Below are 26,562 nucleotides of genomic sequence, written 5' to 3'. Positions count from 1 at the left end.
GAAACGACGCATCGCCGATGGTAGTGTGGGGTCTCCCCATGTGAGAGTAGGTCATCGTCAAGCTTAAATTCCAAACCCCTCACTCGCGCAAGCGAGTGGGGGGTTTGTCTTTGTGCGTTGGAAAAACACTACGAGGTCACTGCATTGTCTGCTGCGCAGCCCTGCTAAGTGTTTTGCTGGAAACGACAAATAGACAGATTCACAGCACGCTCGTCTAAAATAGGCGCAAACCGCCCAGAGCCTTTGTTTATGCCGGATCCGGCCGATTCCCGTGGATTGTCTGAACTGCCCCTGGAGGCGATGGTGGCCTGCCACGAATGCGACCTGCTGATGCTCAAGCCGCAGTTGCAGAGTGGCGAAAGCGCTGAATGCCCGCGCTGCGGGTACGAGCTCTACAGGCATCGCCATCAGGTGGTGCGGCGCAGTTTAGCTCTGGTCATCGCGGCTTTGCTGCTCTATGTCCCGGCGAATTTCCTGCCGATCATGCAACTCAATCTGTTCGGGCAGACCTCTCAGGACACGGTCTGGAGTGGCGTGCTGGGCCTGTATGGCACCGGCATGCAGGGCATCGCGGTGGTGGTGTTTCTCTGCAGCATGGGAATCCCGCTGTTAAAACTGCTGTGTCAGCTTGCCGTGCTACTCAGTATCCGCTGGGATATCGGGCGTAGTTATGGCTTGCTGCTCTACCGCATCTACCACCATCTGCGGGAGTGGGGGATGCTCGAGGTGTATCTAATGGGAACCCTGGTGTCGATCGTCAAACTGATCGACCTGGCGGATCTCAGTCTGGGATTCGGCTTGGCGTGTTTTATTGGTTTACTCTTGCTGCAGGTTTGGTTGGAGGTGACCATGTCACCACACCAGATCTGGGAAGCTTTGTCGGGAGAGGATGCCGATGCGGGCCATTGATGCAGGCATCTTGATCTGCCCGGAATGCCATCAGCTAAACAGGCAAGAGCCGGATTACGCCAAGCAATTCTGTACCCGCTGTGGTGGCTTGGTGCATGCGCGGCGGCCAAACAGCCTGGTACGGACCGGGGCGCTATTGGTCACTGCCGCGATTCTGTACATCCCGGCCAATCTGTTGCCGATCATGACGGTGAGCTCATTGGGCAAGGGCGAGCCGGACACCATCATGTCTGGGGTGATCACCCTGGTGCAGCTCGGGATGTGGCCCATCGCGGCGGTGGTCTTCGTCGCGAGCATTCTGGTGCCGACCTTCAAGCTGGTGGGAATCACCTTGCTGCTCTATTCGGTGCAACGGCATCTGCCGATGTCACCGCGCCAGCGCATTCTCATGTTCCGCTTTATCGAATGGATTGGCCGCTGGTCGATGCTGGATGTCTTTGTCATCGCGATCTTGGTGGCGTTGGTGAATTTTGGGAACTTGGCCAGCATTGAGCCGGGTCATGGTGCTGCGGCTTTTGCCAGTGTGGTGGTGCTGACCATGCTGGCTGCCCTCACGTTTGACCCCCGCTTGATCTGGGATAACACGGAATCGGATGATGACTATGAGTGACCTGCCCACGGCGAAAACCCGCCCAGCCTCCAACTGGTCGGCCATCTGGGTCTTGCCGCTGATCGCCTTGTTGATCGGTGGCTGGCTGGCGTGGCGGGCCTATGACCAGGCCGGGATCGACATTCAAATCATTTTCGCCACGGGTGACGGCATTCAGGCCGGCAAGACCGAGGTGATCCTCAAGGGCATGCCGGTCGGCAAGGTCAAGACCCTGGCCCTGGATGACAGCGGTGAGCAGCGCGGGGTGATCGCCACGGTCGAGATGAACAAGGACGTCGGGCAGTACCTGCGCAGCAACACGCGCTTCTGGCTGGTCAAGCCGAGCGTGACCCTGGCTGGGGTTACCGGTCTGGAAACCCTGGTGTCCGGCAACTATATCGCCGCCAGCCCGGGCGATGGCGAGCCGACTCGCCAGTACAGGGCACTCACGGAAGCGCCGCCGCTCTCCGATAGTCTGCCCGGCTTGCATCTGACCCTGAAGGCCGATCGACTGGGTTCGCTGAACCGCGACAGCCCGGTGTTCTACAAGCAGATCCAGGTGGGCCGGGTGAAGAGCTATCTGCTCGCAGCGGATCAGAGCACCGTCGAGATCAAGGTGTTTATCGAACCGCTGTATGCGCCACTGGTGCGCAAACACACGCGCTTCTGGAACGCCAGCGGGATTACCGTCAACGCCGATCTGTCCGGCTTCAAGCTGCGCAGTGAGTCGCTGGCCAGTGTCGTCGCCGGGGGGATCGCCTTCGCCACGCCGGAACACCGCAAGGACAGCCCGCCGACCGATCCGAGCCTGTCGTTTCGCCTTTACGAAGACTTCGATGCCGCGCAAGTGGGCATCAAGGTGCAGGTCAAACTGACGGATTTCGAGGGCTTGCAGGCTGGCCGCACGCCGGTGATGTACCAGGGTATCCAGGTTGGCAGCCTGAAGACCCTTGCGGTCAATGCGGATTTGGCCAGTGCCTCGGCGGAGCTGGCGCTCGATCCGCGCGCGGAAGATTATCTGGTGGAGGGCACCGAGTTCTGGCTGGTCAAGCCCTCGATCTCGCTGGCCGGGATCACCGGGCTGGAAGCCCTGGTCAAGGGTAACTACATCGCCGTGAGCCCCGGCGAGAAGGGCGCAGCGCCGGCGCGTGAGTTTACCGCGCTGGCCAAGGCGCCGCCGCTGGATCTGAGCGCACCGGGGCTGCACCTGGTGCTGTTCAGCGATACCCTCGGCTCGTTGGCGGTCGGCAGCCCGATCCTCTATAAGCAGATCAGAGTCGGCTCGGTGCAGAGCTATCAGCTCTCTCGTGATCGCAAGCAAGTGGCCTTGGGGGTGCACATCGAGCCGGAGTACGCCAACCTGGTGAACAGCTCGACGCGCTTCTGGAATGCCAGCGGCATCACCTTGACGGGCGGGCTGTCCGGTATCACGGTGAAAAGCGAGTCGCTGCAGAGTCTGCTGGCCGGCGGCATTACCTTCGAGACCCCGAACCCCAAGGCCGCGGCCAGCAAGCGGGTGCACCGCTTCAGCCTGCATCCCGATCGCGAGAGCGCGTTGCAGCAGGGCATTAGTGTGCAGATTCGCGTCGACAGCGGCGACGGCCTGAGTCCGGGCACGCCGATCCGTTACAAGGGCCTGAATATAGGCAAGGTGGAAACCATCGAACTGACCGATGACCTGCAGGCGGTGTTGCTGAATGCGCGCATCACCGATAGCGCCGAGCGGGTGGCGCGTGCCGGCACGCAGTTCTGGGTGGTCAAACCGGTGCTCGGCTTGGTGCGCACGGCGAATCTGGAAACCCTGGTCAGCGGCCAATACTTGCAGGTGCAGCCGGCCGCCAAGGCGGGTGCGCTGCAAACCCGCTTTATCGCTCTGGAGCAGCCGCCGACAGTCTCGGCGCGTGAAAGCGGTCTGAGCCTGGTCCTCAGCGCGCCCCGCCGTGGTTCGATCAAGCCGGGTGTGCCGGTGACCTACCGTGAGGTTGCGGTCGGCAAGGTGACCGGCTTCGAACTGGGCGCGACGGCGGATCGGGTATTGATCCACATCTTCATCGAGCCGCGCTACGCCATGTTGGTGCGCACCGGCAGCCGCTTCTGGAATGCCAGTGGGTTTGGGGTGGACTGGGGGCTGTTCAAGGGCGTGAAGGTGCGCACCGAGTCGGTGGAGACGCTGATCGAGGGTGGGATCGCCTTCGCCACCCCAGAGGGTGAGCAGATGGGCAGCCCAGCGAAGCCGGAGCAAACCTTCGCGCTGTTTGACGAGGCGAATGAAGAGTGGTTGAAGTGGGCACCGAAGATAGCGCTGGGCAAGTAAGCCCAAGCGCTAGCCCCCCTGAAACGCCAAGGGCCGCAGATGCGGCCCTTGGCGTTTTTGCAGCTAGTGCGGTTGCTTTAGATCGTTGTGCGGTTTGTGGTCGAGAGTTTCTGTGGCGTCCTGGGCTTAGGCCGGTTCGGCGACCCGCTCGGGCTTCGCCTCATGGTGGCGGATATATTTCCAGTCGGCCTCATCGATATAGATGCCGTTCGGCCCGCTGCCGCCTTCCAGGTCAATCGCCACATGGGCGCAAACCTGCGGTTTGACGCTGGCGAGAATCGGCACGAAGCCCAGCTGCAGGCTGGTTTCGATCAGCGCCTGCTGGTTGCGCTCATCGATATCCGCGGCTTCGTCGAGGTAATAGGGCAAGCGAATCCGCCCGGCCTGTTCGCGGTCCATCAGGTGCAGCAGCAGGTACATGTTGGTCAGCGCCTTGATGGTCATGGTCGTGCCGTTGGAGGCGGCGCCGTCGATATCGGTGTGCACCACCGGTTGGCCGCCGACCTTGGTGATCTCGAAGGCCAGCTCGAACAGCTCCTTCAAGCCCAGCTGGTTGTGGTTGGCCGCCACGAGCCGGGCGAGGTATTCCTTGGCTTCCTCGTTCTTCACATCCTGATCGGCCGACTGATTGAGGTCGAACACCGACAGCGTCTCGCCTTCCTCGTACTGGCCGGCGCTGTGGATGATCTGGTCGATGTGCTTGAGGGCGTCCTTGTTTGGCGCGAGGGTGATGCGAAAGCTCTCCAGGTTGGAGACCTGACGGCGGTTGATTTCGCGGTTGAACAGCGCCAACTGGTGTTCCAGGTTGTCGTAGTCGCTGCGGATATTGCGCAGGGTGCGGGCGATGTCGGTCACCGCCGCGCGGCGCGCCTTGCCAAGGGTCAGCGCTTCGTCCTGGCGGTGCGCGTAGGCGTTGATCAGCAGCTGCAGGCGGCGTTCGACATCCTCTTCGTTATCGAACTTGGCCACGCCCTTGAAGCGGATCTGCGCGTACAGCGCGTCGATCTGGCCGTCGATGCGCTGCAGGCCTTGCCAGGCATCCTGATAGTCGTTGAGTAGCGGCAGCAGGTTATCCAGCGAGTCATCCACCGGGTCCATAAACGGCGTGCCGAAGGGCAGGTTGGCCGGTAGCAGCTGGCGGCGGCGCAGGGCGTCTTCCAGCGTGCGCTCCTTGGCTTCGAGGTCGGCCAGTTGCCGGCCGACCAGTTGCAGCTTGGCGGAAATCTGCTGGACGCGTTCGCTGAAGGCGTCGCTGGAGCGCTTGAGTTCGTTCTGGGCGGCTTCCTGCTGGGCCAACTGTTCGAGCTTCTCCGGTTCCTCGACCGCCAGGGTCTGGCTGCGGCGGAAGTCTTCCAGGGCTTTCTGCGCGTCCAACACCTGCCGATACAGGGTCTCGGCCTGGGCCTTGCTGGCGGCGCGGTCGGCGGCGACGGCTTGTTGGGTCTGCAGTTGCTTCAGCTCTTTTTCCAGGCGCTCCTTCTGCTCGCGCAGCGCAGCCCGGTCGGCCAATGCTTGCAAGGCGGGCGGCTCGATATGCGAGAGGTCGATGGACAGCCCAGGGACCTCGAAGCGCTCAGCCTTGAAGCCATCCAGCAGCGCTTCGAGGGATTTCACCCAGGCGCCATTGTCGTCCAGGGCAATCCCGTGTTCGCCGAGCGGCAGGCTGAACAGCGCGCCGTTGAACAGGCGCATCAGGCGTTCCAGATCCTGCTGGGTGAATTCTTCGCGCAGGCGGGCGTAGCTGTTGTTGTCGGCGTGCTCGAGCTGCTGCTTCACCGACTTCAGGCGTTTTCCCAGGTCGCGCAGGCGTTCATCGAGGTCTTCGGCGGAGAACTGCCGGGATTGCGCCAGGGCGCCCGCCAACTCGTCGTGGGCGTCCTTGGCGGCCAGCAGTTGCTGTTCCAGTACCTGCGGACTCTCCACCAGGGCGAAGCGGTTGTTCAGCACGGATAGTTCGCCGAGCCAGCGCTGAATCTCGCTGATTTCGCGCTCCAGACGCATCAGCTCCTGGGTGCCGCCGCGTTGTTCGTGTTGCAGGCCATCCTGTTCGGCGCGGTAGTGCTCGGCCTGGATCAGCAGTTCTTCGCGGCGGGCGCCGGCGTAGTCCTGCCAGGTGCCGAGCAAGGAATCGAGCAGCGGCGAGATGCGGTGCAGCTTGCCGCGCAGCAGTTCGCGCTGGGCCACGCCGGCGGCCAAGGCCTCGACCAGCGGACCGGCGGCGACCAGCGACTGATAGTCCTGCTCCATGCGCCGGACATCGCGGAAGGCCTCCTCGCAGGCGGCGATGTAATCGACGCTACCGGAACGCAGGCTGTGCTCGAAGGCATCGAGGAACAGCTGCTTGAGCTTGGCCGCGGTGATCTCGCGCATGTGCAGCAGGTTGATGAACAGCGCGCGGAAGGTCTTCAGGCTCTGCTCGCTGGTGGAGCGCAGCGGGATCAGGGTCAGGTCCAGCGGAATCGAGGTATGTCCGCCGACCAGCAGGCGCCGCAGCTCTTCCGGCTTCAGCTCGTAGGCCTTGATGTGTTCCCGTTCGAGGTTGGCGAACAGCTCGCGTTGGCGCAGGCAGGTGCCGTTTTTCTGGTAGTGGGCCAGCTGCAGTTCGCCGGCATAGGCGAAGAACTGGTGGCCGAAGCCGCCGCCCGGCCCGCGCCCGGCCACGCCGATCACATGCGGGCCGTGGGGCAGGGCGACTTCCACCAGGATGTAGCTGGTGTCGCTGGCGAAGTAGAACTTGCGCGACTGCTCCAGGCTGTATTTGCCGAAGCTCATGTCCGACATGCGCGCCAGAATCGGGAATTGCAGGGCGTTGATCGAGGCGCTCTTGCCCAGGTTGTTGGCGCCATACACCGACAAGGGTTGTTCCAGCGGGAACAGCCCGAGGCTGTAACCCGCGGTATTCAGCAGGGCGAAGCGGCGGATACCGTAGCGTTCCTGGCTCATGCTTCAACCTCCTGGTGGGCGCGTTCTTCGGCCATGGCTCGGGCCAGCGTCTGTTCTTCGGATTCGTCGACGGCGCCGGGGGCCGTGGTTTCGGCCGCGTCGGTTTCGATCAGCAGGATCTCGTCGCCACTGTCGTCATCCAGCAATACCGGGGTCGGCAAGGGCAGCGCGCTGTGCAGGCTGGCGGCGAGGTCGCGGTCCTGCTGCACCGACAGGCAGACGTCGAGGAAGCGGTGCATCGGCGGCAGGAAGCGGTAGATGCCATTTTCCTCGGCGGCAAAACCTAACTGCGTCATGCGCCGCATGACCTTTTCTTCCAGTTCTTCCTGGGTTTGCACTTCGGCCTGGAGGAACAGGTCGCGGTATTTTTCCAGCAGCGGCGGCAGTTCATCGCGACCGAGGCTGCCGCCATCCAGCACGGCCAGCGGGTCGCGGCCCTGGTCGGCGAGGTGCTCGACCAGGATGAAGGTGAACAACGCCAGGCGCTGGGCGGTCTTGTTGACCTGCGCACCCATCTGTTCGGGGACGAAGTAGTAGAAGCCGCGGCTGTCGCAGACCAGCTCGAAGCCCAGGGCCTTGAACAGCGCGCGGTATTGGTCCTGCAGGTTCGACAGCTGGCTGTAGAGCTCGGCGTCGCGGCGGCTGACGTGGTAGCCCTTGAACAACTCGCGGAAGATCGGCGCCAGCTGGCTCAGTTCGGAGAGATCAAGATGCATGGGATTCGGTCTTCAACAGGGCGAAGGAGCACAGGCTGACCCGATGCTCGGCGCTGAGGTAGTCGCGGCGCTGCAGGCGCTCGCGTTGGAAGCGGCTGTCGCGCGACAACCGCGAGAACCAGTAGAGCAATTCGTCGGTCGCGCCCTCCGGTTCCTGCTCCAGCAGCCAGAGCATCAGGTCCGGCAGCGGCAAGGCGCTCTGGCAGCGCTCGAGCATTTCCCGGGCGGTGCGCGGAGCCTGCGGCGGCTCGCCTTTGCGGGTGCCGCTGGCCTTGGGGAACTGGGTCGGTTGCGGCTCGAAGCGCGCCAGGGCGTAGACGTAGGCTTCGACCTGGCTGGCACTGCCGAGGAAGGTGCTTTGTGGCCGGCTAAACAACGGTAACGCGGCCTGCGGCACGGCATCCAGACCTTTGCGGCGGATCGCGGCGAGGGCCAGGGCCGCGCCACGGGTGACGGCGTTATGCCGGCGCGCCTCCTCGCGTAGCGGCAGCAGCAGTTCGCGGGCGCGGCGCAGGGTCAGCTGGGCAGTGGTCTGCATCTCGAGGATGCGCGCGTGGGTGCGCAGCAGCAGGTCGTCGTCCACCAGTTGCCCCAAGCGCTGCTGGTCACCCAGCAGTTTCAGCAACACGTGCTCGACCCGCCGCACGCCTTGCTCGAAGGCGCCGTCGGCGTTGACCAACTGGATCATCGGTTCGACGTACTCGTCCCAGGTCGCCAGCACCTCGGCATAGCGCTGGCGCAGCGGGATCTGCCGGTCGCTGGTCTTGGCCCGCTCGGCCACACCGACCAGCGCCTGTTCGTCGTTGGCCAGCTTCTTCAGCACGTCGCGCACGCGCATATCCAGCAGGCGCAGCTGGCGGGCCAGGTCGTTGGCGTCACGGATTTCGAAGGCATCCTGGATATAGCCGGCCAAACGCTCCAGATGGCGCAGGTAGGCTTCGATTTCCAGGCACAGACCCAGGCGGTGTTCACGCCGCAGGTAGGCGAGGAAGTCGTGGATCTGCGCATTCAGCTCGAAGCGGTTCGGGCTTTTCGCCACCGGCACCAGGATGTCCAGGCGAATCCAGGTGTCGAGCAGGCCGGTGATATCCGCCGGGCTGCTGTCCGCCAGCTGCACGCCGAGTTGGCCGCGCAACTCGATCAGGCTCAGGGTGCCTTGGTCGAAGCGCTCGCACAGCGGCTCAAGCAACGTCCAATGTTCGGCGAGGGCACGCAATACGCGCTTGGGTTCGATCATCTCAGGGCCGGGGTTTGCCAGTGCAGAAAAAAGAGGCCGGATTGTACTGCATCAGCCGCGCAGCGCTTCACCCCTGCTGATCGGAGGGCAGCTGTTACATCCTTGTGGCAATGGGTAACAGCCGCTCGTCACCGCCGCCGGTCTGGGCAACTCCTTGGCGCGCGTTTCTCGACTATGGGTCGGGCCGTTCCGCTCGCGAGCTTCTTATAGTGGCAGCCTGGGTTTAAGCCGTCAGCGCTTGGCCGTCATAAGCACAAAGGAACTCGCCATGCGTCCGACCTTGCGTCTCGCCAAACTGCTCCTCGCCGGGCTGTGCGCCAGCCTGCTCACGGCGCCTGCGCAGGCCGCGCTGGTCGAGATGGCGGACGGCGAGTTGTCGGAGGTCACCGGGCAGGCGTTTATCAATCTGACCACCAACAGCAATGCGGGGATTGACTACACCCGGATCAACCTGGGGATGAAGGTCGAGACCCAGTTGAATATGAACAAGCTGCAGCTCGGACTGTACCCGCGGTCAGGAGAAGCGGCGAATACCGCGGATATTGATATCAATAACTTTGCCTTGGGTACCGTGAATGATGCGGCGGGCACGGTAAATCCGTTCATGATCAATGACCCGTTTATCGAGCTGGCTTACTCGGGCAACAAGATTGTCGGGGTGCGGGTGGGGTTTGCCGAGTCCAAGGGCACGCTCTCCGGTGATATCAATAATCTGACCGGTAGTGTGCCGGTGCATATCAAGGGTAACGCGGGGCCGGTTTATGACAACGCCAGTGGTTGGACGCAGTTTTTGCTCGGTCTGGCCGGGGTCTATCGCAGCAGTACCCTGGAGGCGGATGCCGAGCTGGTGACCGGTCTAGATACCCCGAATCCGGGCGTCCTTGACCCGATTCGGGCCAACTATACGGGGATGCCCGAGGGCAGCACGCTGAACTGCACCAGTGGTTGCCTTCCTCTGAGCAATGCCCTGCTCGGCCTGTTCACGTCGACCAATTGCGCCGTTAGCGGGGTCACCACCTGCTTCCCCTTGACGCAATTCCAGTCCCTGCCGGTGGGGAACTCCGCCATTGCGGATAACCCGGCAACCCAGACGATCGAGGGCGCGGCCAAGGGCTTCTTTATTTCCATGCAGAGCCAGGCGGTGGCTTGGCAGGACATGGACAGTGGAGCCTTCAAGACCGCTCTGGCGGGCGCCTACCTGAACCTTCCCAAGTTCAAGGATGCTAACGGCAATCTGGTTGCCCCGATCAACGTCGACTTTAACATGGCGTTAACTGGCATCCCGCGGGCCGACACCTGCTTCGGCACTGCGACCAAGGGGTGCTGAGCATGCGCCGTCTCCTGCCGCTATTGGGGTTGTTGAGCGTCGCCTGCGTCCAGGCCGAGATGGTTGCCCTGGAAGACAACGAAATGTCGGCGGTACAGGGGGGCGGTTTCGGCATAGTGCTGGAGGACATCCTGCTGGATGCCAGCCAGGCTACCATCACCATCAATGACATTACCAACGGCAGCGGGCAAAACGTGCCGATCAAGGTTAAAGAGTTCTATCTCGGCGCCACCGGCAGCAACAAAGGCGCCAACCTGAATCCGGTGACCATTGGCCGTTTAGGCTCGCCGTTTACCCTGAATCTGGCCAAGGGTGAGGTGCTCCGCAGTTTGCGTGATGACGGGCAGTTTGTGCAGACCACGCCAAGCAATGTAGCGGTGCTCGAGTTGACCTTTCCCGAACGCCTGACGACCGGCGGGCAAGCCTGTATTGCCGGGTTCGCGGCCGCGGGCAGCAACTGTTCCAGCCGCGCCGCGGAAAAAGTCGACCTGGGCATCCGCTACGACTTTGAGGTCGCGGCCGGGCGTACCGATGTGATCAATATCGATATCACCGAGTTGGCGATGGATGGTTCTTACCTGCGCCTGTGGGGGGACAGCGCCCGGGCGCAGTTGGTCAGCGAGGCTCGCCTGAATATCTTCGCGAAAACTCTCGACATCATGTCCTGTGCGGCAGGGGCGCCAAACTGCGTATCTGCGGCCGAACAGGCGGCGCGCAGCATCTACCTGACCAATGCTTACGCCAATGTCGCGTTCGGTTATGGCAAGACCCAGCCGCTGCTGCTGGATGTCAGCAGCAACGGTCAATTCGTGCTGGAGTTACCCAATCCGCTCGCGGGTGCTACCACCGCTGCCGAGCGTACTAGCCGGGCGACTGACTTTTACGCCAATGCCCCACGCACCCACGTGGTGGTGGATAACCTCAACTTTGGCGGCACGCGAGTCGCCGGGTCGGTGCCGGCCGCAGGGACGGTGTCCGGCACTGGTGTCTATACCGCCGGGCCGGCGCCGACCACCGGTGGCTACAACTTCGGCCGCAATGAAATCTCCGGGATGAGCTTCAACTACCTGAAGGTGACCAGCCGTGACCTCTAATCGGTGGCTGCTGGGGCTCTTGGCGCTGCTGTCGGGTTCGGCACAGGCCGAGTTGCAGCCGTTGGCGGATGCCTCGCTAAGCGACGTGAATGGCCAGGGCGGGGTGTACCTGTCGGGTGAGTTCAGCATCAACAAGGATGGTGGCGTGCTTTGGAGCAAGCCGGCGAGTAACACCCCGAGCACCTGGACCGTTGGCGAGCGCAGCTGTGCCGGCCTGGGCGCGAGCACTGCAGAAAACTGTGGCCTGCGCCTGGCGATTCGCTCCAAGGCGTCCGGCGGCTGGGTTGTGCTGGACAATATCAAGGGCATCTTCAGCTTCGAAGGTCTGACCCTGCGCACCCGGGTGATTAACAGTGGCTTTGGCGGCGATGGCACGGGCTTCAATCAGGACGTGCTGGAGTTTGGCCTGCCCAACGAGGTCAAGTTCAAGGATGGCAGCTTCGCTTTCGCCGTCGCCAACCAGGGCGGCTGGCGCAACAAGGCCGGCAGCGTCGCCAATGGCGGCGATGCCAGCTACCAGCAGACCAACCTGTTCTCGGCCAAAGTCGACGGCACTATCCGCATGCAGGGCAATGTCCTGGTGTTTCCAAAGAACTGAGAGGGCTGCCGATGCGCCGCTATCTGCTCGTGTTGCCGTTGTTCCTCTTGTCCCTCTTGTCCGTGCTCCTCAGCCCGCTGGCGCAGGCCCTGCAGGCGCTGGATGACGCCTCGTTGGCGGGGGTTAGCGGGCAGAACGGCATCAGCCTGGAAACCACTGGCGGCGGCTGGTCAGCCGCCAGCGTGAATTACAGCCAGGATGGCCAGACCCTCAGCCTCAAGGCTGCCAGCAGCCAGCCGCAGAGCGGTTCGGCAACCGCTACCACCGAGATCGATGTGCTGGGCGAGCAGTTACAGATCGAACACGGCTCCAGCCCGTCGGTATTGAGTGTCGGCAACATCGAAATGGCCGGCAGCAACAACAGCTTCGGCAGCTTCCGCGCCTTCTATACCCTGGGGGCCAGCCTGAAGCTAAAGGGCGGCGGCGCCAGCGGTGTCAGTGGCTTTGCCGTGGATGGCAGCCGGCTGTCGCTGGCGGATGTGACCTTCTACTACCGCGACAACGGCTTCGACCTGATCGTCAAGGGTATGTCCTTCGATACCTACCTGAATAACGCCTACGTCGATATCGTCAGCGGTGGCAGCGGCGCGGAGGTCAAGCTGGATCTGGGCAGTTCGCGCTTTGTCGCCGCGATCGCCGGCATCGGCCTGGATCTGGCCCACGGCGACCCGACGGCGGGGGTGGCGGTGACGCCGAGCACGCCGGATAGTCGCGATCCCAACGCCAGCCGCAGCTTCGGCAAACTCAACATGGACCTGCACCTGGGCGGCAGCATCAGCATCGGCAGTGGCGGCGCCAGCGGTGAAGGGTTGCGGATCAAACCCAACGTGACCATCGGCAGCAGCCTGTTCCAGTACCAAGATGAGGGCGTGCTGCGTGCCGAGAACTTTGCCGGCACGCTGAGCAGCACTTCCGGCCTGACCCTTGACCTGGAGCAGGATGGCGCTGGCAGTTACGCGAAGATTGCCTTCCAGGACCTCAAACTGAATACCACCCTGGGCGGCCTGATCATGGGCAATCCGGCGAATCAGAAGCTCGGCAGTCTGGCGTTTGACCTCAACTTTATTGATCAGGGCAGCAAGCAGAACTGGCTGAAACTGCGTGCCGGTGGCACTTCCAACTCCGGCCTGAGTGGTCTCAGTGCCGACCTCAGCTGGAACCTGGCCAACAGCTCGGTATCCCTGACCGATAACGGCAACAGCCTGTGGTTCAGCGGCCTGCGTACCAACGGTACGGGGCAGTTCAGCCTCGACCTGAGCAAGAGCTGCGCCGCCGGCGTCAGTCCCGGCTGCTATGCCGGTAGCCAGAGCGACATGAGCAAAGGCACTTACAACGGTCATTTCGACGGCCTGCGGCTGGGCATGAGCAATGTCAACGGCAGCTACAGCTTCGATGGTTTGCGGGTCGGCTCGGCCAGCGCGCCGCTGCAGGGCGGCACCGAACTGCTGGTGCTGATGGAAATCTTCCCGGCCTACGAATTTACCCTGAATGGCCAATTGACGATCCAGCCGGGTGGTTCGGTGGGGGATGGTCTGCGCTACAACGCCGATTTCTATGTCAGCGAGGCGCGCGCGGCGATTACCGTGGATGAAACCGGCAAGGGCCTGTGGCTCTCCGGCAGCAGCTACGACATGCACTTTCGCGATGGCTCGCTGGATATCAGCAACAACGGGGTCGAGCTGCGCAAAGGCACCTACTGGTCGAAGCTGGACGTCGGCGACGTGCGCTGGGGTGACCGAGTCGTCGGTACCAGCCTGGGTCGCATCATGCTCCAACGCTACGAGCAGGGCTCGACTCTGGCCCTCAGCTCCGGGGGCGCGGGGGCGCTTTGTGTCGGTGGCAGTGACAGCAGTGCGGGCGCCTGCGCCAGCAGCGGCGGGCGCTGGGAAGACCGCGGCAACGAAGGCGTCTCGGCCAAGCTGAAGAACGTGTTTGTCCGCGACAGCAGTATCGAAAGCGCGGTCAATGGCGTGGCGACCGATGAGAAGCGCAACCAGATCCTCTGGGAGACCAACCGCAGCGGCGGCAATGGCACGGGCAGCCAGTTGGTAATCGACAACTTCTCGACCTCCGACGGCGATCCCAACAACCCCAACGCCAATACCTATGGCTTCAACGCCGACCTCAACCTCGATGTGGCGCCGACCAAGGTCAAGATCAAAAGCGGCGCCAACGCCGGCAGCACGGTCACGCCAGACCCGCTGGGCTTCGCCGTGAACGGCCGCATCCACTTCAAGGAAATCAACGTCGAGCGCCTGCAGAACGTGCATCCCACGGGCGGCGCGGTGACGGCGATGTACGGCATCAAGGCGCAGAATGCCGATATCCGCACCAATCTGACCGCCACACCGATCAACTGACCGGCTGCGTTACCCGGTGGGGTAACGCCTGTGGCAACTTGGCGCTAAACACCGTTCGGTGTCGTCGCCCTTCCCGCCCGCCGCGTTTCAAGCCACAATTCCGCTATTCGGTGCCGTCGCCACAAGCGTTGCGGCGCCATAGCCAGTGCCTCGGCCGCATCCCCGGTGGGGCCGTGAGGAGTCCGACATGAGCAGCAACGACCGCGTCATCATTTTCGACACCACCCTGCGCGACGGCGAGCAGAGCCCTGGCGCTTCCATGACCAAGGAAGAGAAGCTGCGGATCGCCAAGGCGCTGGAGCGGCTGCGCGTCGATGTGATCGAGGCGGGTTTCGCGATTGCCAGTCAGGGCGACTTCGAGGCGGTCAAGGCGATTGCCGACACCATCAAGGACAGCACCGTGTGCAGCCTGTCGCGCGCGCTGGATGGGGATATCGACCGCGCCGCCGAGGCGCTGGCCGGGGCCAACTCCGGGCGTATCCACACCTTCCTGGCCACCAGCCCGATCCATATGCAATACAAGCTGCGCATGCAGCCGGATCAGGTGGTCGAGCAGGCGGTTAAAGCGGTCAAGCGCGCGCGCAACCTCTGCGCCGATGTGGAGTTCTCCTGCGAGGACGCCGGTCGTTCGGATATCGACTTCCTCTGCCGCATCATCGAAGCCACCATCGACGCCGGCGCGCGCACCATCAACATTCCGGACACCGTCGGTTACGCGATTCCGCACCAGTACGCGGAAACCATCCGCCAGTTGCTCAATCGCGTTCCCAACGCCGACAAGGCGGTGTTCTCGGTGCACTGCCATAACGACCTCGGCCTGGCCGTGGCCAACTCGCTGGCCGCCGTGGTCGCCGGTGCGCGGCAGGTGGAGTGCACCATCAACGGTCTCGGCGAGCGTGCCGGTAACGCCGCTCTGGAAGAGATCGTCATGGCGATCAAGACCCGCGCCGACCTGCTGAACGTCTACACCAATATCGACACGCCGCACATCCTCAGCACCTCGCGGCTGGTTTCCGGCATCACCGGTTTTCCGGTGCAGCCGAACAAGGCCATAGTCGGCGCCAACGCCTTCGCCCACGAGTCCGGCATCCACCAGGACGGCGTGCTCAAGCACCGCGAAACCTACGAAATCATGTCCGCCCAGTCGGTCGGCTGGCACACCAACAAGATGGTGTTGGGCAAGCACTCCGGGCGCAATGCGTTCCGCACCCGCCTGGAAGAGTTGGGCATCCAGCTGGCCGGCGAGGCCGAACTGAACGCCGCCTTCGCGCGCTTCAAGGAACTGGCCGACAAGAAGCACGAGATCTTCGACGAAGACTTGCAGGCGTTGGTTTCCGACACCCTGGCCGACGAGGCACCGGAACACTTCAAGCTGGTCTATCTGGAAGTGGCGAGCAAAACCGGCGAGGTGCCGCACGCCACGCTGGTGATCAGCGTCGCCGGCCAGGAGCAGAGCGTCGGTGCCGAGGGTTCCGGCCCGGTCGATGCGACCTTCAAGGCGATCGAATCCATCGCCAACTCCGCGGCCAACTTGCAGCTGTATTCGGTCAACGCCATCACCCAGGGCACCGACTCGCAGGGCGAGGTTACCGTGCGGCTGGAGAAGGGCGGGCGGATCGTCAACGGCAACGGTGCCGACACCGACATTCTGGTGGCCTCGGCCAAGGCCTATATCAACGCCCTGAACCTGATGCAGGCCGGCGGTTCGAAGGCGCATCCGCAGGTGGCTGGCGTTTGATTCCGGAACTGCGTCGGCGTGCCTACCTGAGAGCCATGCAGGTCGCCAACTGGCTGCCGCGGGTGGCGTTGCCTTTTGCGCCGGCGTCACGCCCGGAGCTGCTGGCCCCGCTTGAGCCTGCGCGGGAAGTGCCGGAGGTCGAGGCCGTAGCGCAGGTGGCGACCGCGGTTGCCCCGGCAGCGCCGGTTGAGCGCCCGCTAGAGCGGCCGAAGGTCGAGGTGCCGCGCTCCAGCGCCGCACCTCGGGTCATCGCCAAGCCGCAAGCGCCTGTCGAGGCTGAGCCCGCGCCGACACCGGTCAAGCTCGTACCCCTGCCGCCACCGCGCTTTGCCCTGCAACTGCTGCGTGCCGGGCAATGCGTGCTGCTGGTCGAATTGCCCACTGGCGAGCCTTTCGCCTCCCGTGATCCGGCCTACCTGCTGCTCAAAGACCTGCTGCGCGCGGCGGGTCTGCCGGACAGCCCGCAACTGATCGGTGAGCCGGTGCGTTGGCCGCTGCTGATGCGCGGCAATCTGGATCAGGGCTCGCAAGCCGCCTTGGAGTATGTGCAGGGCTTTATCTCGGCGCGCCTGGAAGAGCAGGGCGCTTGCGCCTGCCTCTGGCTAATCGGCCTGCCGGCCGTGCGCTTTGCCGGCGAGGCGGGGGCCGAGGCCTATAACCGCGAACTGCAGATCGATGGCCTCGGCAGCGCCTGGGCCTTGCCGGGGTTGGAACTATTAGTGGACGAGCCGGCCCGCAAGGCCGAGCTGTGGCAAGCCATGCGCCGAGTGATGCGCCGTTGGCAACAGCCGCAAGTAGAGTCTGCGAATGAGTGATGCCGTAACCTTCCGCCCGATGACCGAGGCGGATTTGGACGCCGTACTGCAGATCGAGTGCGCCGCCTTCAGCCACCCTTGGACTCGGGGCATCTTCCAGGATGGCCTGAAATCCTATGACTGCTGGCTGATGTTCGAGGGCGAGCAGCAAGTCGGCCACGGCGTGATCAATGTGATCATCGATGAAGCGCACCTGTTGAACATCACAGTCGCGCCGAAAAGCCAGGGCCGCGGCCTTGGCCTGCTGCTGCTGGAGCGGCTGATGCAGCGCGCCTGCGAGCTGAACGCGGGCGAGTGCTTCCTCGAAGTGCGCGCCAGTAATCAGGCCGCCTACCGCCTGTATGAGCGCTACGGCTTCAACGAAATCGGCCGCCGCCGCGACTACTACCCCGCGGCGGGTGGGCGCGAGGATGCGCTGGTGATGGCCTGCACCCTGTTCGACTGAAGGGCTCCTCGCACGCCAGGCCTCGGTCTCTCCATCGGAGCGGTAACCGCTCGGTCGGTTGTATTTTGCCGGCAGCGAGATGGCGACCCGCTGGGAGGGCTATTTCGACGGCGCAGTAGCGACGGCCGAGCCTGCGCGAGCACAAGTGCTGCCCAACTGACCCGATTGGCTACAGCGGTCGACGCCATCGGTCGCTGTCCGCCGCGCGAGCCTCAACCATACTGGGCCGGATTCCCGCCGCCCAGAGCGGCGGCGCCTCTCCCAGTGCTTGACCAAGGACACCATGATGCGATTGCTTCGCCCCTTGCTCGCGGCCGCCTGCCTGCTGGCGGCCACGCTGGCCCCGGCGGCCGAACGCAGCTTTACCCTGCTGCACACCAACGACTGGCAATCGCGCTTGCTCGGTTTCGGCCCAAACAACGAATACACCCCGGCGACCGGCAATGACGACGACACCGCCGGCGGCATCGCGCGCTTGTCGACCTTGGTCAAGGCCCGGCGTGCGGCGGCCGGCGAGCAACCGCTGCTGTTGCTCGATGCGGGGGACTTCAGCATGGGCACGCTGTTCCATACCGTCAGCCGCGAGGTCGGCGGTGAGTTGCGTTTGCTGAGTGAGCTGGGCTATGACGCCGCCACCCTGGGCAACCACGAGTTCGATTTCCGCCCGGCGGGGCTCGCCGCCATGCTCAGTGCCGCGCAGCAGGCCGAAGGGTCGGCGCTGGTGCCGCTGCTCTCCAGCAACATCCAGTTCGATCCGACGCGCCGAGACGATGACAGCCTCAAGGCGCATTACGACGCCGGGCGCATCCTGCCGTACAAGGTGATCGAGAAGGGTGGTATTCGTTTCGGCCTGTTCGGTCTGCTCGGTTACAACGCCATGACGGTGACACCGATGATGACGCCGGTGAGCTTTGCCGACCCGCTCGAAACCGCCAAAGCGCTGGTGAAAACACTCCGCGAGGAGGAAACGGTCGATGTGGTGATCCTCCTGTCGCACATGGGCGTCAGCCAGCAGGCCGATGGCAGCTGGCGCGGCGAAGAGGTCGAGCTGGTCGAGCAGGTGCCGGGCATCGATATAGTCGTCGGCGGCCATTCGCACACCGCGCTGGCGCAACCGATCCTGGTGAATGGGCATACGCCGGTGATGCAGGCGGGGTCGGAGATCCAGTACCTCGGCGAGCTGCATATGCGCCTGGATGACAGCGGCAAAACCCAGGTGGTCGACTACAGCCTGCATCCGCTCGACGATAAAACCCTGGGTGATGAGGTGATCAGCACTCGGGTCGATGGCTTCAAGCGGCTGGTCGACGAGCAGATGCTGGGGCCCAAGGGCTATCGCTTCGATCAGCCGTTGGCCACAGTCGATAAGACCCTGAGTCGTGACCATGACGACCCGATTCTCGCCAACCTGGTTACCGATTCCCTACGACATGCCACCGGCAGTGATGTGGCGTTCACCGGCAACGGCACCATTCGCGATGACCTGATCAAGGGCCGTAACGGCGTACAGGCGGTTTCCGACCTGTTCCGCATCGCCCCGCTGGGCATCGGCCAGTACGACGACGCGCCGGGTTATCCGCTGGTTAAGGTGTACGTCAGCGCGAAAGAGCTCAAAAGCATCCTTGAGGTGCTGCTGCTGGCCCATCAGCTGCGCGACAGCGATAGCTACTACCCACGCGTTTCCGGGCTGAAGTTCAGCTACAACCCCTATCGCGTTCCGTTCGACCGGGTCAGCCGGATCGAGCTGGGCGATGCCGTGCAGGGCTATCGCGAGCTGGACCTGAATGACCCGCGCCTCTACAGCATCGGCACCAGCAGTTATGTCGGCAGCTTTACCTGGCTGATTGCCGATCTCACCAAGGGCCTGCTCGAAGTCGTCCCCAAGGACGCGCACGGCAAGCCCCTGGCCGAGATCAAGGCGGCGCTCATCGACACCGACCCACAGACCCCGGGCGTGCAGGAGTACAAGGAGTGGCAGGGCCTGCTCGACCATATCCGCAGCCTGCCGGACCTGAATGGCGACGGTCTGGCCGATATCCCGACCACCGGCGCCGCCGCAGAACAACGCATACTGCGCGCCCCCAGTCTGCGGCCAGGCGATCTGTATCGCAACGCCGGTGCACTGCAATGGGGTGTCAGCGCTGTGCTGGTGCTGGGCGTATTGCTGATCCTCTGGCTGCTGAGCCGGCCGCTGCGGCGGCAATGAGTGTTGTCGGCTAAAGGGGCGGGTGTCCGGCATCGACATAATCGGTTGCAAAGCAGAGGAATACTGCACTGTGACCTTGGGCATACGTGGCTTGTCAAAACCCACACGCGTTCCGTATGGTGCGCATCCGGTTTTCTGGGAGCATCTGGCATGAGTGATCTACAGCACCTCTTCGACAACAATGAGCGCTGGGCCGAGGCGATCAAGCAGGAAGACCCGGAGTTCTTCGAGAAGCTGGCCAAGCAACAGGCCCCGGAATACCTGTGGATCGGCTGCTCGGATGCCCGCGTGCCGGCCAACGAAATCGTCGGCATGTTGCCGGGCGATCTGTTCGTCCACCGTAACGTCGCCAACGTGGTGCTGCATACCGACCTCAACTGCATGTCGGTGATCCAGTACGCGGTCGACGTGCTCAAGGTCAAGCATATCCTGGTCACCGGCCACTACGGCTGCGGTGGTGTACGCGCCTCGATGCGCGACGTGCAGCTGGGGTTGATTGATGGCTGGATCCGCACTATCCGTGACCTCTACTACGAACACCGCGAGCACCTGGCGCAATTCCCCACGGAAGAAGAGCAGGTCGACCGGCTGTGCGAGCTGAACGTGATCCAGCAGGTCGCCAACGTCAGCCATACCACCATAGTGCAGAACGCCTGGCATCGGGGTCAGGCGCTCTCGGTGCATGGCTGTATCTACGGCATCAAGGATGGCCGCTGGAAGAACCTCAACGTTACCGTCAGTGGCATGGAACAACTGCCGCCGCAATATCGCCTGCGTCCGCTTGGTCAGAGTTAAGGCTTACGGTTGCCGAGCTGAGCGATTCTGAGGTGAGCGAGTACGCAAACTCTGTGTGATCCCTGGCGACGGCATCGGCCTGGCCGAGCCGGTGCATGGCAGTGCCCCGGATGTCGCCGGCCCGGGCCGGGCTAATCCGCTGGCGGCGATTCTCAGCGTTGCGCTGCTGCTCAGGCTTCCTTTAAACCCGCTGATCCAGAGCTGTCAGATTTTTCTGGTCCGGCTTAGGCGGGTTCTTTCATACCACGTCTGTCACACCGGTTGAGGTGCCCAGGCGCATTTCGATGAGTTGCGCTGACTGCGGGCGGGCAGCGCGCTCAGGCTGGAAGCTTGCCGGGCTGAGACTACCAAATTTGGGTGTGAAGCTGCCGTTCAGCACATTCGTAGCCAGGTTGGCAAAGAGCAGGCTCAAGATGAACCAAGTGATCATCAAGGCCGTGCCGCCGAGCCAGATACCCAAGGCGACTTGCAGCGCAAGATTGCGTTGGCGTGGCTGATGCCTGCTGGCCTGGCCGATGCCATACAGCTCATCCGACTCTCTCAGGTCATCTTCCCGCGCACTAAAGCTTTCGAGTCGTGTTCGCTTATCCATCTTCACTACCCTGATTTGGTCTTCGGAATACCAACGCTCAGTCACCTTGTTGGTGATTGTGATGCCAGGTTTGGACTGCGCACGTTTCGCTTTGGTTCGCGGCAGCCAGCCTGGCAGGGCGCGTCTGGATCTCGGTGATACGCAGCCGTCTAGAGAACACTCAGTGCCGGCCTGGCTAAGAGGGGCTAAGTGTGGGCGCGCTGTAGCCACAGTGTACTCACTGCAGGCAATAAAAAAGGCCTGCCTTTCGGCAAGCCTTTTTTATGTTTGGTGGCTACGCAGGGACTTGAACCCCGGACCCCAGCATTATGAATGCTATGCTCTAACCAGCTGAGCTACGTAGCCAACGTGGCGCGCATTATTCTTATCCTGGCCCCCCCTGTCAAGCCATTAATATCGTTGTCGGATCAGCTGCTTAGCGTCGTATCCGAGGTTTCGGCCGAGCGCCGAGCGTGCGCCAGGGCATCACCGGAATGCAGCCATGGCGGAACCTCCGATACGCTCGGAGCCCCCTGGACATCGCCATCGCTTACAGCGAGGGGGGGCGCGCCTGGTTTCGGCTTCAGGCTCCGGTAGGCAGACGGCGAGCAGTTGAACTCCTTGCGGAACATCTTGGAGAAGTGGCTGCTGTCGGCGAAGCCAAGTTTCATGGCGATTCGGGTCAGGGATTCGCTGCCGCAGCGCAGCTGCTGGCGCGCGCAGTCGAGCCGGCGGCGGTTGATCCAACGTTTCGGCGACATGTCCAGGACATTCTTGCACTCGCGCTTGAAGGTGCTGACGCTCAGGCCGAAGCGTTCGGCGAAGTCCTCCACCGACCAAGGCTGCGTGTAGTTGCGTTCCAGAAAGTGCCGCAGCTTGGCGTTGCGGCCGCCGGAGGCGATGAAACGCATGTGCGTCAGCAATTGCCGGGAGCAGTCGGTGTCCAGCAGGTAGAGCAGGATTTCGCGCACCTTTTCTTCGAGGAACAGGGTATTGACCCGATCCGGATAATCGAAGAAGACCCTGAAGGACAGCATGGAAATATCGAGAAAGGGCGTTTTGTCGAACTTGACCCAGGGCGCCATGGGCTCGCGGCAGAGGGGTGGGTCGTTGATGGCGGGCAGCTGGGGAGTCCGCTTGGCATAGAAGTCGATGAGAAAATCATCCTCGATCAGTACCATCAGCGACTCGAAGCCATGCTGAGTGGCCGCGGAGGACATTTCCGTCATGACGTAGGAGCCCTTGGGAATGAAGGCGCCCTGCAAGGCGGAGAGGGTGGTTTTTTCGTCGGAGATCTTCAGTTGCTTGATGCCGCTGTTGACGAACAGCAGCAGATTCTTGTCGAGAATGACTTCGTTGATGACTTCGCTGCACTGATGGTGGTAGCAGAGCACTTCCAGGCTCGTTGTCGTGAAATGGGAGAAGTTGTTTTCCTTCCCATACAGGCAATCCGGCACTGTAATCGACATATGCTTTCCTCTTCCGATTCTTTGACCCGGCGGTCATGGCCTTGCCCGATGCGCTGCGAGGGCCAGGTTCATCATTGATCTTTTGCTCGTAAGCGCCCCGGTCTTATTTTCAGGCGACCCGACTGCTGGCGGGCCAAGGTCTGAACACGCAAGCTCAGCACCCCTGTACGGACCTTGCCCGACTTCGGCTGATCGGAGTCAGAACATGCAGGGTACTTCCCCTAATGCAATGTCTGCGCCCTGGTAAGGAACTTGCTGCTTTGTCGTATTGATTTACTCGCAATTTATAAAGACTGTTCTATTCTGCTGTTGGATTGTCTGACAAAGATCTGCTGAATACACTTCCCTCCTCCTGGAGCCCGCGACACATTTGGGCTCAACTCTCGCGCAACTATCCTTTGTACCGCAAAAACGTTGAAGTAATAAGAACGTTAGAAAGAGCGGAATAAACAAAAAGTTGGCCTCTATGTAAAAGCCCTCTCCCTGCCCCAGTCATTAATCTCTTGCCATCTTGCTAGGAGGGCATGTGATGAGTGGTGCATTGGTTTTGAAGAAGCTTGCGATTGGTGTTCTGGCCTGGGCTGCACTGCCGCTGGTGGGGCACGCCAGTATCTTGGAGGGGAGCGCCTCGCCGGAATCGGTACTGCGTTATGGGGACGATCTTCTGGTGGCCAACGTAGGCGCCAAACTGGAGCCGACCGCGAAGGATGGCAACGGTTTCATCGGCCGTTTTCAGCAAGGCAAAGTGCTGGAGAAGGACATCTTCGCCGGCAAGGTTATGCTCAATGCTCCGAAAGGGATGGGCATCTACAAGGACGTGCTCTATGTGGCGGATATCGACCGCATCGTCGGCATCGATCTGAAGGCCAAGCAGCAAGTGCTTGAGCTGTCGTTCGCCGAGCAGGGGGCGGGCTTTCTCAATGACGTGGTCATCACCGATGCCGGCGTGCTCTATATCAGCGCCACGGACAAAGGAGCCATCTACAGCGTCGATCTGGCCAAGGGCGACGCCAAACCGGCCATCGCCAAGCTGCCGATCGCTCCGCTGCCGGGCCCGAACGGCCTGTTCTTCGATGCGCAGAAGCAGCGTCTGATCGTCGCCAGTTTCGGTGTCAACAAAACCCCAGGCGAGCTGGGCATCGTCGATCTGCGCAACAACAGTTATTCGGTCGTGCCGGGTGTGCATGGTCTGTTCGACGGCGTCAGCCTGCTGAACGAGCAGACTCTGCTGACCTCCGACTGGGGGAAGTTCGAGAGGGGGGCCGGCGAGCTAAAGCAGGTGGATCTGGTCTCGGGCAAGGTCACCGTGGTGCGTCAGGGGCTGAGTGGTCCCGCGGATTTCGTCATGTTGGGCGAGGGCGAGTACGCCCTGCCCAACATGATGGATGGCTCGATCGTCGTCGAGAATTTGAAGCACTAACCGCCATTAGCCGCCACAGGGCAAGAGGACTGCACCATGACCGCTACCGCCGCACAATTGAACGAACTGGCTAGTCGAATCGGTATTTCCACCAACCTCTTCTTGGAAGAGGAGAACGTGGAGGAGCTGGTCTGTCATCTAGCCAACCATTTCCCCGTCGTCGAGGTCGAGATCGAGGGCACCGTGCGTCAGGTCTCAGACGAAGCCAAGAACCTGGAGCTGGCGCGCACGCTGCGCAAGATATCCGAGGAGACCGGCAGCATCATCAACATCCATGCGCCCTACATTCGCGTCGACTATATCCTCGGCAGCGAAGAGGAGCGCGCCAAGGCGCGGGAAACCATTATCCACGCTGCCGAGTTCGCCATCGCCGCCGGCTCGAAGATCATGACCTTCCACCCGGGCTTCCGCTTTCCCAAGAACGGCGGCGCGGAGATGCGCGCCGGGGCCCTGGCACTGATCCAGGAACTGACCTACGACCTGTTTCATGTGAACAAGCACAAGGGCGCGGATCTGACCTACAGCCTGGAGAACTCCGGCAATGAGCGTCCGTTCCTGACCCTGACCCACGAGGAAAACGAAGAGCTGTTCAGCACCTCGCCGCTGTCCTTGACCCTGGACATGGCTCACGCCGCCTCCTACTGCTCCAACGTCGCTCAGGCGCAGGAAGAGATGAAGCGTTTCGCCAAGTACGCCGCCAACGTCCATTTGGCCGACATCAAGTTCCCCAAACACCTGCACTTGCCGCTGGGCCAGGGCGACTTCGATTTCCACGACATGATCCTGGCGATCGAAGAGACCGGCTACACCGGCCCCTACATCGTCGAGGAGATCGGTGCGGGTTACAAAGGTCAGGATTACTTCGACGCCGCTCTGCACTACCGCGATCAGTTGCGCTCGCGCAGCGCTGCCTAAACATAGACCGATCAATTTAAAAGGAGGAAGTCATGGTTCAACTGATGAAGGCGGGTCCCGAGGCGATTCAGAGGGCTGCGGAGATCATCCATGCCGGCGGTACAGTGGTCGTACCGACTGACACCAACTACAACGTGGTCACCTCGCCGTTTTCGGCCCGGGGCGTCGAGCGCATCTTCGATATGAAGAAGCGCGAGAGCCTGAGCCCGCTGACGCTGTTCCTCGGCGATAGCCTGGAGTTCACGCGTTACGCTTACACCACGCCGCTGACCGAGTACCTGGCCAAGCGCATGTGGCCGGGGATGATCTCCTTTGTCTGCTGGCAGCAGCCCACCGTGCCGCACTACGTCACTCGCGGTTTCGGCACCGTGGCCTGCACCCTGCACAGCAACAAGATCCACCGGGAAATCGCCCACTTGGTCGGCACCCCGCTGGCGGGCACCTCGGCCAACCTCAGCGGCACCGGTAACGTGCCAGACGTGAGCAAGGCGGTGGATCACCTGGGCGAGGACGTCGATCTGATCATCGATGCCGGCCTGTCCCCGGTGGACAACGCCAACACCATCATCGACTTCACCTTCGACCGGCCGATGCTGGCGCGTGACGGGGCCTTCCCGCTGGAGGAAGTGCTGCGTTACCTGCCCGACCTGATCATCGACAAGAGCAAGGACGAGTACAAGGCGCTGGCCAAGCAGCGCGTGGGACGACCGGTTATTTCCGCGTAAGCACCGGGGCAAAATAAAAGCCCAAACCGAGCGCCAGCTACTGGCGCCGCCCTAGGCGACCTCACAGGGAGGTGAGGGATCGGGAATGGCGCTACCCGGATTCGCTTGCTCTTTTTCTTGCCTCATAACGCATCGAGCTTCGGCGATCGTCGACGGCCCCCGGCTGCCTCGACTTCGCTCCAGGCCAAGGAGTAGACATGAACGCGCGTTTCTTCGTCGTGGTGTGCCTGACCGTTGCGGTCAATGCTGGGATGGGCCTGATCATCCCGGTGCTGCCCAGCTTCCTGCAGGGTTACGGGTTTTCTGTGGCCGGGCTGTCGCTGCCCTTTCTCAGCCTGATCCTCGGCCGCATGCTGTCCAAGACCTGCGCCGCGCAGGTCATCGCGGTGCTCAGTAACAAGGCGACCCTGGTGGTCAGCTTCCTGCTCTATGGCGCAGTCTTCGTATGCTATCCGTTGGTCGAGCACGTCTATGGCTTCATCGCCCTGCGCTTCTTCGAAGGCGTGGTGGAAGGCATCAGCATCATCTGCCTGACCGACCTAGCCATCGTCATGTCGAAGCACAACCGCGGCAAGCTGATGGGCATCTTCGGCTCCAGCTTCGGCATCGGCTTCGTGGTCGGACCGCTGCTCGGCGGGGTGTGCTTCGAGTGGGGCGGCACCACCGCCATGTTCGGTGCCGGTGCGGTGCTCGGTCTGTTGGGCGCGGCCCTGTCCCTGGTGGTGCCGACGATCGATCAGGTGCCGCCGCGGCGCAACAACTGGCTGTTCCCGGCGATGGAACACATGAAGTTTCTGCCGGAATACGGCCCGAGCATCATCCGGCGCGCCGTGTTCTTCTGCTTCATGATAGTGCTACCGCTCTACGCCACCACCCAGTTGGGGCTGAAGGCCACCGACGTGGCGTTGTACTTCACCTCCTCGGCGATCATCTCCGCGTCGCTGATGCCCTTCACCGGCAAGCTGGCGGACCGCATCTCGGCGGAGAAGATCCTCGCCCTGAGCCTGCCCCTGATGGGCGGCCTGATCATGGCCTTCGGCATCGGCAGCCACGTGCTGCTGTTCACCGCGCTGTTCCTCCTGGAAAGCCTGGTGTTTGCGCTGATGCTGCCGGCCGGCATGAAGGTGTTCGCCGACGCGGTGGACGGCCATCCCGAGCGCACCGAGATCGTCTCTTCCTTCGGCGGCTTCACCGAACTGCTGACGCTGATCCTCGCCGTGCTGATCCCCTGGCTCTACACCGTCAGCACCGAGCTCACCTGGGCGCTGATCGGCCTCCTCTGCGTCGTCAGCGGCGTGCCCTTCGTGCGCCGGGTACTGGCCGGGAAGTCCCGAGCCTACCGCCAGGCCTCTCAGTGACGGCGCTCGGGGCGTGAT

At 62.5% G+C, this 26,562-nt stretch carries 21 protein-coding genes, 1 tRNA gene and 1 pseudogene; 17 read left to right on the top strand and 6 right to left on the bottom strand.

All coding sequences use genetic code 11. The features are described 5' to 3' along the window. Window positions 1–249: 249 nt before the first annotated feature. Genes FFS12_RS18095 through FFS12_RS18085 form a run of 3 tightly spaced genes read left to right on the top strand, consistent with a single transcriptional unit; the run spans window position 250 to window position 3,812 of the window. The gene (locus FFS12_RS18095) at window positions 250–909 is read left to right on the top strand and encodes a paraquat-inducible protein A (RefSeq protein WP_137888876.1); all 660 of its coding nucleotides are present in this window, start codon (window positions 250–252) and stop codon (window positions 907–909) included. Next, entirely contained in the window at window positions 896–1,519 is a 624-nt protein-coding gene (locus tag FFS12_RS18090; RefSeq protein ID WP_137888875.1) for a paraquat-inducible protein A, read from the top strand. The genes FFS12_RS18095 and FFS12_RS18090 overlap by 14 nt, the downstream gene beginning before the upstream one ends. After that, window positions 1,512–3,812: a PqiB family protein gene (locus FFS12_RS18085; protein WP_137888882.1), complete on the top strand. Its 2,301-nt coding sequence runs from the start codon at window positions 1,512–1,514 to the stop codon at window positions 3,810–3,812. Before FFS12_RS18090 ends, FFS12_RS18085 begins: the two co-directional genes overlap by 8 nt. Window positions 3,813–3,938: 126 nt before the next feature. Here FFS12_RS18085 and mksF read toward each other — a convergent pair whose 3' ends face one another. The 3 genes from mksF to mksB are packed head-to-tail and all read right to left on the bottom strand — an operon-like array spanning window position 3,939 to window position 8,708. Further along, window positions 3,939–6,755, bottom strand: a complete 2,817-nt coding sequence (mksF, locus tag FFS12_RS18080; RefSeq protein WP_137888873.1) for an Mks condensin complex protein MksF — start codon at window positions 6,753–6,755, stop codon at window positions 3,939–3,941. Next, window positions 6,752–7,471 (bottom strand): Mks condensin complex protein MksE, encoded by a 720-nt coding sequence (gene mksE / locus FFS12_RS18075; RefSeq protein ID WP_137888871.1) that lies wholly within the window; start codon window positions 7,469–7,471, stop codon window positions 6,752–6,754. The genes mksF and mksE overlap by 4 nt, the downstream gene beginning before the upstream one ends. Further along, window positions 7,461–8,708 (bottom strand): Mks condensin complex protein MksB, encoded by a 1,248-nt coding sequence (gene mksB / locus FFS12_RS18070; protein ID WP_137888869.1) that lies wholly within the window; start codon window positions 8,706–8,708, stop codon window positions 7,461–7,463. Before mksB ends, mksE begins: the two co-directional genes overlap by 11 nt. A gap of 268 nt (window positions 8,709–8,976) precedes the next feature. On the opposite strand from mksB, the gene FFS12_RS18065 reads away from it, so the two are divergent. The 10 genes and pseudogenes from FFS12_RS18065 to FFS12_RS20310 all read left to right on the top strand — a co-directional run. Next, on the top strand, window positions 8,977–10,035 hold the full coding sequence (locus FFS12_RS18065; RefSeq protein WP_137888867.1) for a DUF6160 family protein: 1,059 nt from the start codon (window positions 8,977–8,979) through the stop codon (window positions 10,033–10,035). Window positions 10,036–10,037: 2 nt separating this feature from the next. Next, window positions 10,038–11,129: a hypothetical protein gene (locus FFS12_RS18060; protein ID WP_137888865.1), complete on the top strand. Its 1,092-nt coding sequence runs from the start codon at window positions 10,038–10,040 to the stop codon at window positions 11,127–11,129. Continuing rightward, entirely contained in the window at window positions 11,119–11,727 is a 609-nt protein-coding gene (locus FFS12_RS18055) for a DUF6160 family protein (RefSeq protein WP_137888863.1), read from the top strand. Before FFS12_RS18060 ends, FFS12_RS18055 begins: the two co-directional genes overlap by 11 nt. Before the next feature lie 11 nt (window positions 11,728–11,738). Next, window positions 11,739–14,087 (top strand): DUF6160 family protein, encoded by a 2,349-nt coding sequence (locus tag FFS12_RS18050; RefSeq protein WP_137888861.1) that lies wholly within the window; start codon window positions 11,739–11,741, stop codon window positions 14,085–14,087. A 187-nt stretch (window positions 14,088–14,274) separates the two neighbouring features. Next, window positions 14,275–15,825, top strand: a complete 1,551-nt coding sequence (locus tag FFS12_RS18045) for a 2-isopropylmalate synthase (protein WP_137888859.1) — start codon at window positions 14,275–14,277, stop codon at window positions 15,823–15,825. Next, entirely contained in the window at window positions 15,822–16,640 is an 819-nt protein-coding gene (locus FFS12_RS18040; RefSeq protein WP_137888857.1) for an energy transducer TonB, read from the top strand. Before FFS12_RS18045 ends, FFS12_RS18040 begins: the two co-directional genes overlap by 4 nt. After that, on the top strand, window positions 16,633–17,085 hold the full coding sequence (gene rimI / locus FFS12_RS18035) for a ribosomal protein S18-alanine N-acetyltransferase (RefSeq protein WP_137888855.1): 453 nt from the start codon (window positions 16,633–16,635) through the stop codon (window positions 17,083–17,085). Before FFS12_RS18040 ends, rimI begins: the two co-directional genes overlap by 8 nt. Before the next feature lie 286 nt (window positions 17,086–17,371). Continuing rightward, complete coding sequence (locus FFS12_RS18030; protein ID WP_137888853.1) at window positions 17,372–19,291, top strand: bifunctional UDP-sugar hydrolase/5'-nucleotidase; 1,920 nt, start codon at window positions 17,372–17,374, stop codon at window positions 19,289–19,291. Window positions 19,292–19,441: 150 nt separating this feature from the next. Further along, a complete protein-coding gene (can, locus tag FFS12_RS18025) occupies window positions 19,442–20,086 on the top strand; it encodes a carbonate dehydratase (RefSeq protein WP_137820579.1) in 645 nt (214 codons plus the stop codon). A 79-nt stretch (window positions 20,087–20,165) separates the two neighbouring features. After that, window positions 20,166–20,261 (top strand): annotated as a pseudogene (locus FFS12_RS20310) (isocitrate/isopropylmalate family dehydrogenase); the annotation flags it as partial. A 63-nt stretch (window positions 20,262–20,324) separates the two neighbouring features. Here FFS12_RS20310 and FFS12_RS20005 read toward each other — a convergent pair. The 3 genes from FFS12_RS20005 to FFS12_RS18005 form a co-directional block, all read right to left on the bottom strand. Then, window positions 20,325–20,723, bottom strand: coding sequence for a hypothetical protein (locus tag FFS12_RS20005; RefSeq protein ID WP_218568990.1), 399 nt, complete (start codon window positions 20,721–20,723; stop codon window positions 20,325–20,327). 223 nt (window positions 20,724–20,946) lie between these two features. Continuing rightward, window positions 20,947–21,023: transfer RNA gene (locus tag FFS12_RS18010), tRNA-Met, on the bottom strand. A gap of 62 nt (window positions 21,024–21,085) precedes the next feature. Continuing rightward, window positions 21,086–22,126 (bottom strand): AraC family transcriptional regulator, encoded by a 1,041-nt coding sequence (locus tag FFS12_RS18005; RefSeq protein WP_137888851.1) that lies wholly within the window; start codon window positions 22,124–22,126, stop codon window positions 21,086–21,088. A gap of 529 nt (window positions 22,127–22,655) precedes the next feature. On the opposite strand from FFS12_RS18005, the gene FFS12_RS18000 reads away from it, so the two are divergent. The 4 genes from FFS12_RS18000 to FFS12_RS17985 all read left to right on the top strand — a co-directional run bounded on the left by FFS12_RS18000 (window position 22,656) and on the right by FFS12_RS17985 (window position 26,544). Continuing rightward, on the top strand, window positions 22,656–23,546 hold the full coding sequence (locus FFS12_RS18000) for a hypothetical protein (protein ID WP_137888849.1): 891 nt from the start codon (window positions 22,656–22,658) through the stop codon (window positions 23,544–23,546). Between the two features lie 36 nt (window positions 23,547–23,582). Next, window positions 23,583–24,461 (top strand): sugar phosphate isomerase/epimerase, encoded by an 879-nt coding sequence (locus FFS12_RS17995; RefSeq protein ID WP_137888848.1) that lies wholly within the window; start codon window positions 23,583–23,585, stop codon window positions 24,459–24,461. A gap of 32 nt (window positions 24,462–24,493) precedes the next feature. After that, window positions 24,494–25,186 carry an L-threonylcarbamoyladenylate synthase gene (locus FFS12_RS17990; RefSeq protein WP_137888846.1) on the top strand — a complete coding sequence of 231 codons (693 nt, stop codon included), beginning with the start codon at window positions 24,494–24,496 and terminating at the stop codon, window positions 25,184–25,186. Between the two features lie 197 nt (window positions 25,187–25,383). Continuing rightward, window positions 25,384–26,544 carry an MFS transporter gene (locus tag FFS12_RS17985; protein WP_137888844.1) on the top strand — a complete coding sequence of 387 codons (1,161 nt, stop codon included), beginning with the start codon at window positions 25,384–25,386 and terminating at the stop codon, window positions 26,542–26,544. Window positions 26,545–26,562: the final 18 nt, after the last annotated feature.

The sequence above is a fragment of the Pseudomonas sp. 2FE genome (assembly GCF_005503735.1).
Lineage (GTDB): Bacteria > Pseudomonadota > Gammaproteobacteria > Pseudomonadales > Pseudomonadaceae > Aquipseudomonas.
The sequence above is the reverse complement of the archived record's forward strand: the minus strand, read 5'-3'. Positions and strand labels throughout refer to the sequence as shown.

Bases quoted from the DNA above. Each gene is read 5' to 3' on its own strand.
- FFS12_RS18095 (WP_137888876.1), top strand. From the start codon at position 250: ATGCCGGATCCGGCCGATTCCCGTGGATTGTCTGAACTGCCCCTGGAG.
- mksE (WP_137888871.1), bottom strand. From the start codon at position 7,471: ATGCATCTTGATCTCTCCGAACTGAGCCAGCTGGCGCCGATCTTCCGC.
- FFS12_RS18065 (WP_137888867.1), top strand. From the start codon at position 8,977: ATGCGTCCGACCTTGCGTCTCGCCAAACTGCTCCTCGCCGGGCTGTGC.
- FFS12_RS18005 (WP_137888851.1), bottom strand. From the start codon at position 22,126: ATGTCGATTACAGTGCCGGATTGCCTGTATGGGAAGGAAAACAACTTC.
- FFS12_RS18060 (WP_137888865.1), top strand. From the start codon at position 10,038: ATGCGCCGTCTCCTGCCGCTATTGGGGTTGTTGAGCGTCGCCTGCGTC.
- FFS12_RS18085 (WP_137888882.1), top strand. From the start codon at position 1,512: ATGAGTGACCTGCCCACGGCGAAAACCCGCCCAGCCTCCAACTGGTCG.
- FFS12_RS18050 (WP_137888861.1), top strand. From the start codon at position 11,739: ATGCGCCGCTATCTGCTCGTGTTGCCGTTGTTCCTCTTGTCCCTCTTG.
- FFS12_RS18090 (WP_137888875.1), top strand. From the start codon at position 896: ATGCGGGCCATTGATGCAGGCATCTTGATCTGCCCGGAATGCCATCAG.
- mksB (WP_137888869.1), bottom strand. From the start codon at position 8,708: ATGATCGAACCCAAGCGCGTATTGCGTGCCCTCGCCGAACATTGGACG.
- rimI (WP_137888855.1), top strand. From the start codon at position 16,633: ATGAGTGATGCCGTAACCTTCCGCCCGATGACCGAGGCGGATTTGGAC.
- mksF (WP_137888873.1), bottom strand. From the start codon at position 6,755: ATGAGCCAGGAACGCTACGGTATCCGCCGCTTCGCCCTGCTGAATACC.
- FFS12_RS17990 (WP_137888846.1), top strand. From the start codon at position 24,494: ATGGTTCAACTGATGAAGGCGGGTCCCGAGGCGATTCAGAGGGCTGCG.
- FFS12_RS18045 (WP_137888859.1), top strand. From the start codon at position 14,275: ATGAGCAGCAACGACCGCGTCATCATTTTCGACACCACCCTGCGCGAC.
- FFS12_RS17985 (WP_137888844.1), top strand. From the start codon at position 25,384: ATGAACGCGCGTTTCTTCGTCGTGGTGTGCCTGACCGTTGCGGTCAAT.
- can (WP_137820579.1), top strand. From the start codon at position 19,442: ATGAGTGATCTACAGCACCTCTTCGACAACAATGAGCGCTGGGCCGAG.
- FFS12_RS18000 (WP_137888849.1), top strand. From the start codon at position 22,656: ATGAGTGGTGCATTGGTTTTGAAGAAGCTTGCGATTGGTGTTCTGGCC.
- FFS12_RS18030 (WP_137888853.1), top strand. From the start codon at position 17,372: ATGCGATTGCTTCGCCCCTTGCTCGCGGCCGCCTGCCTGCTGGCGGCC.
- FFS12_RS17995 (WP_137888848.1), top strand. From the start codon at position 23,583: ATGACCGCTACCGCCGCACAATTGAACGAACTGGCTAGTCGAATCGGT.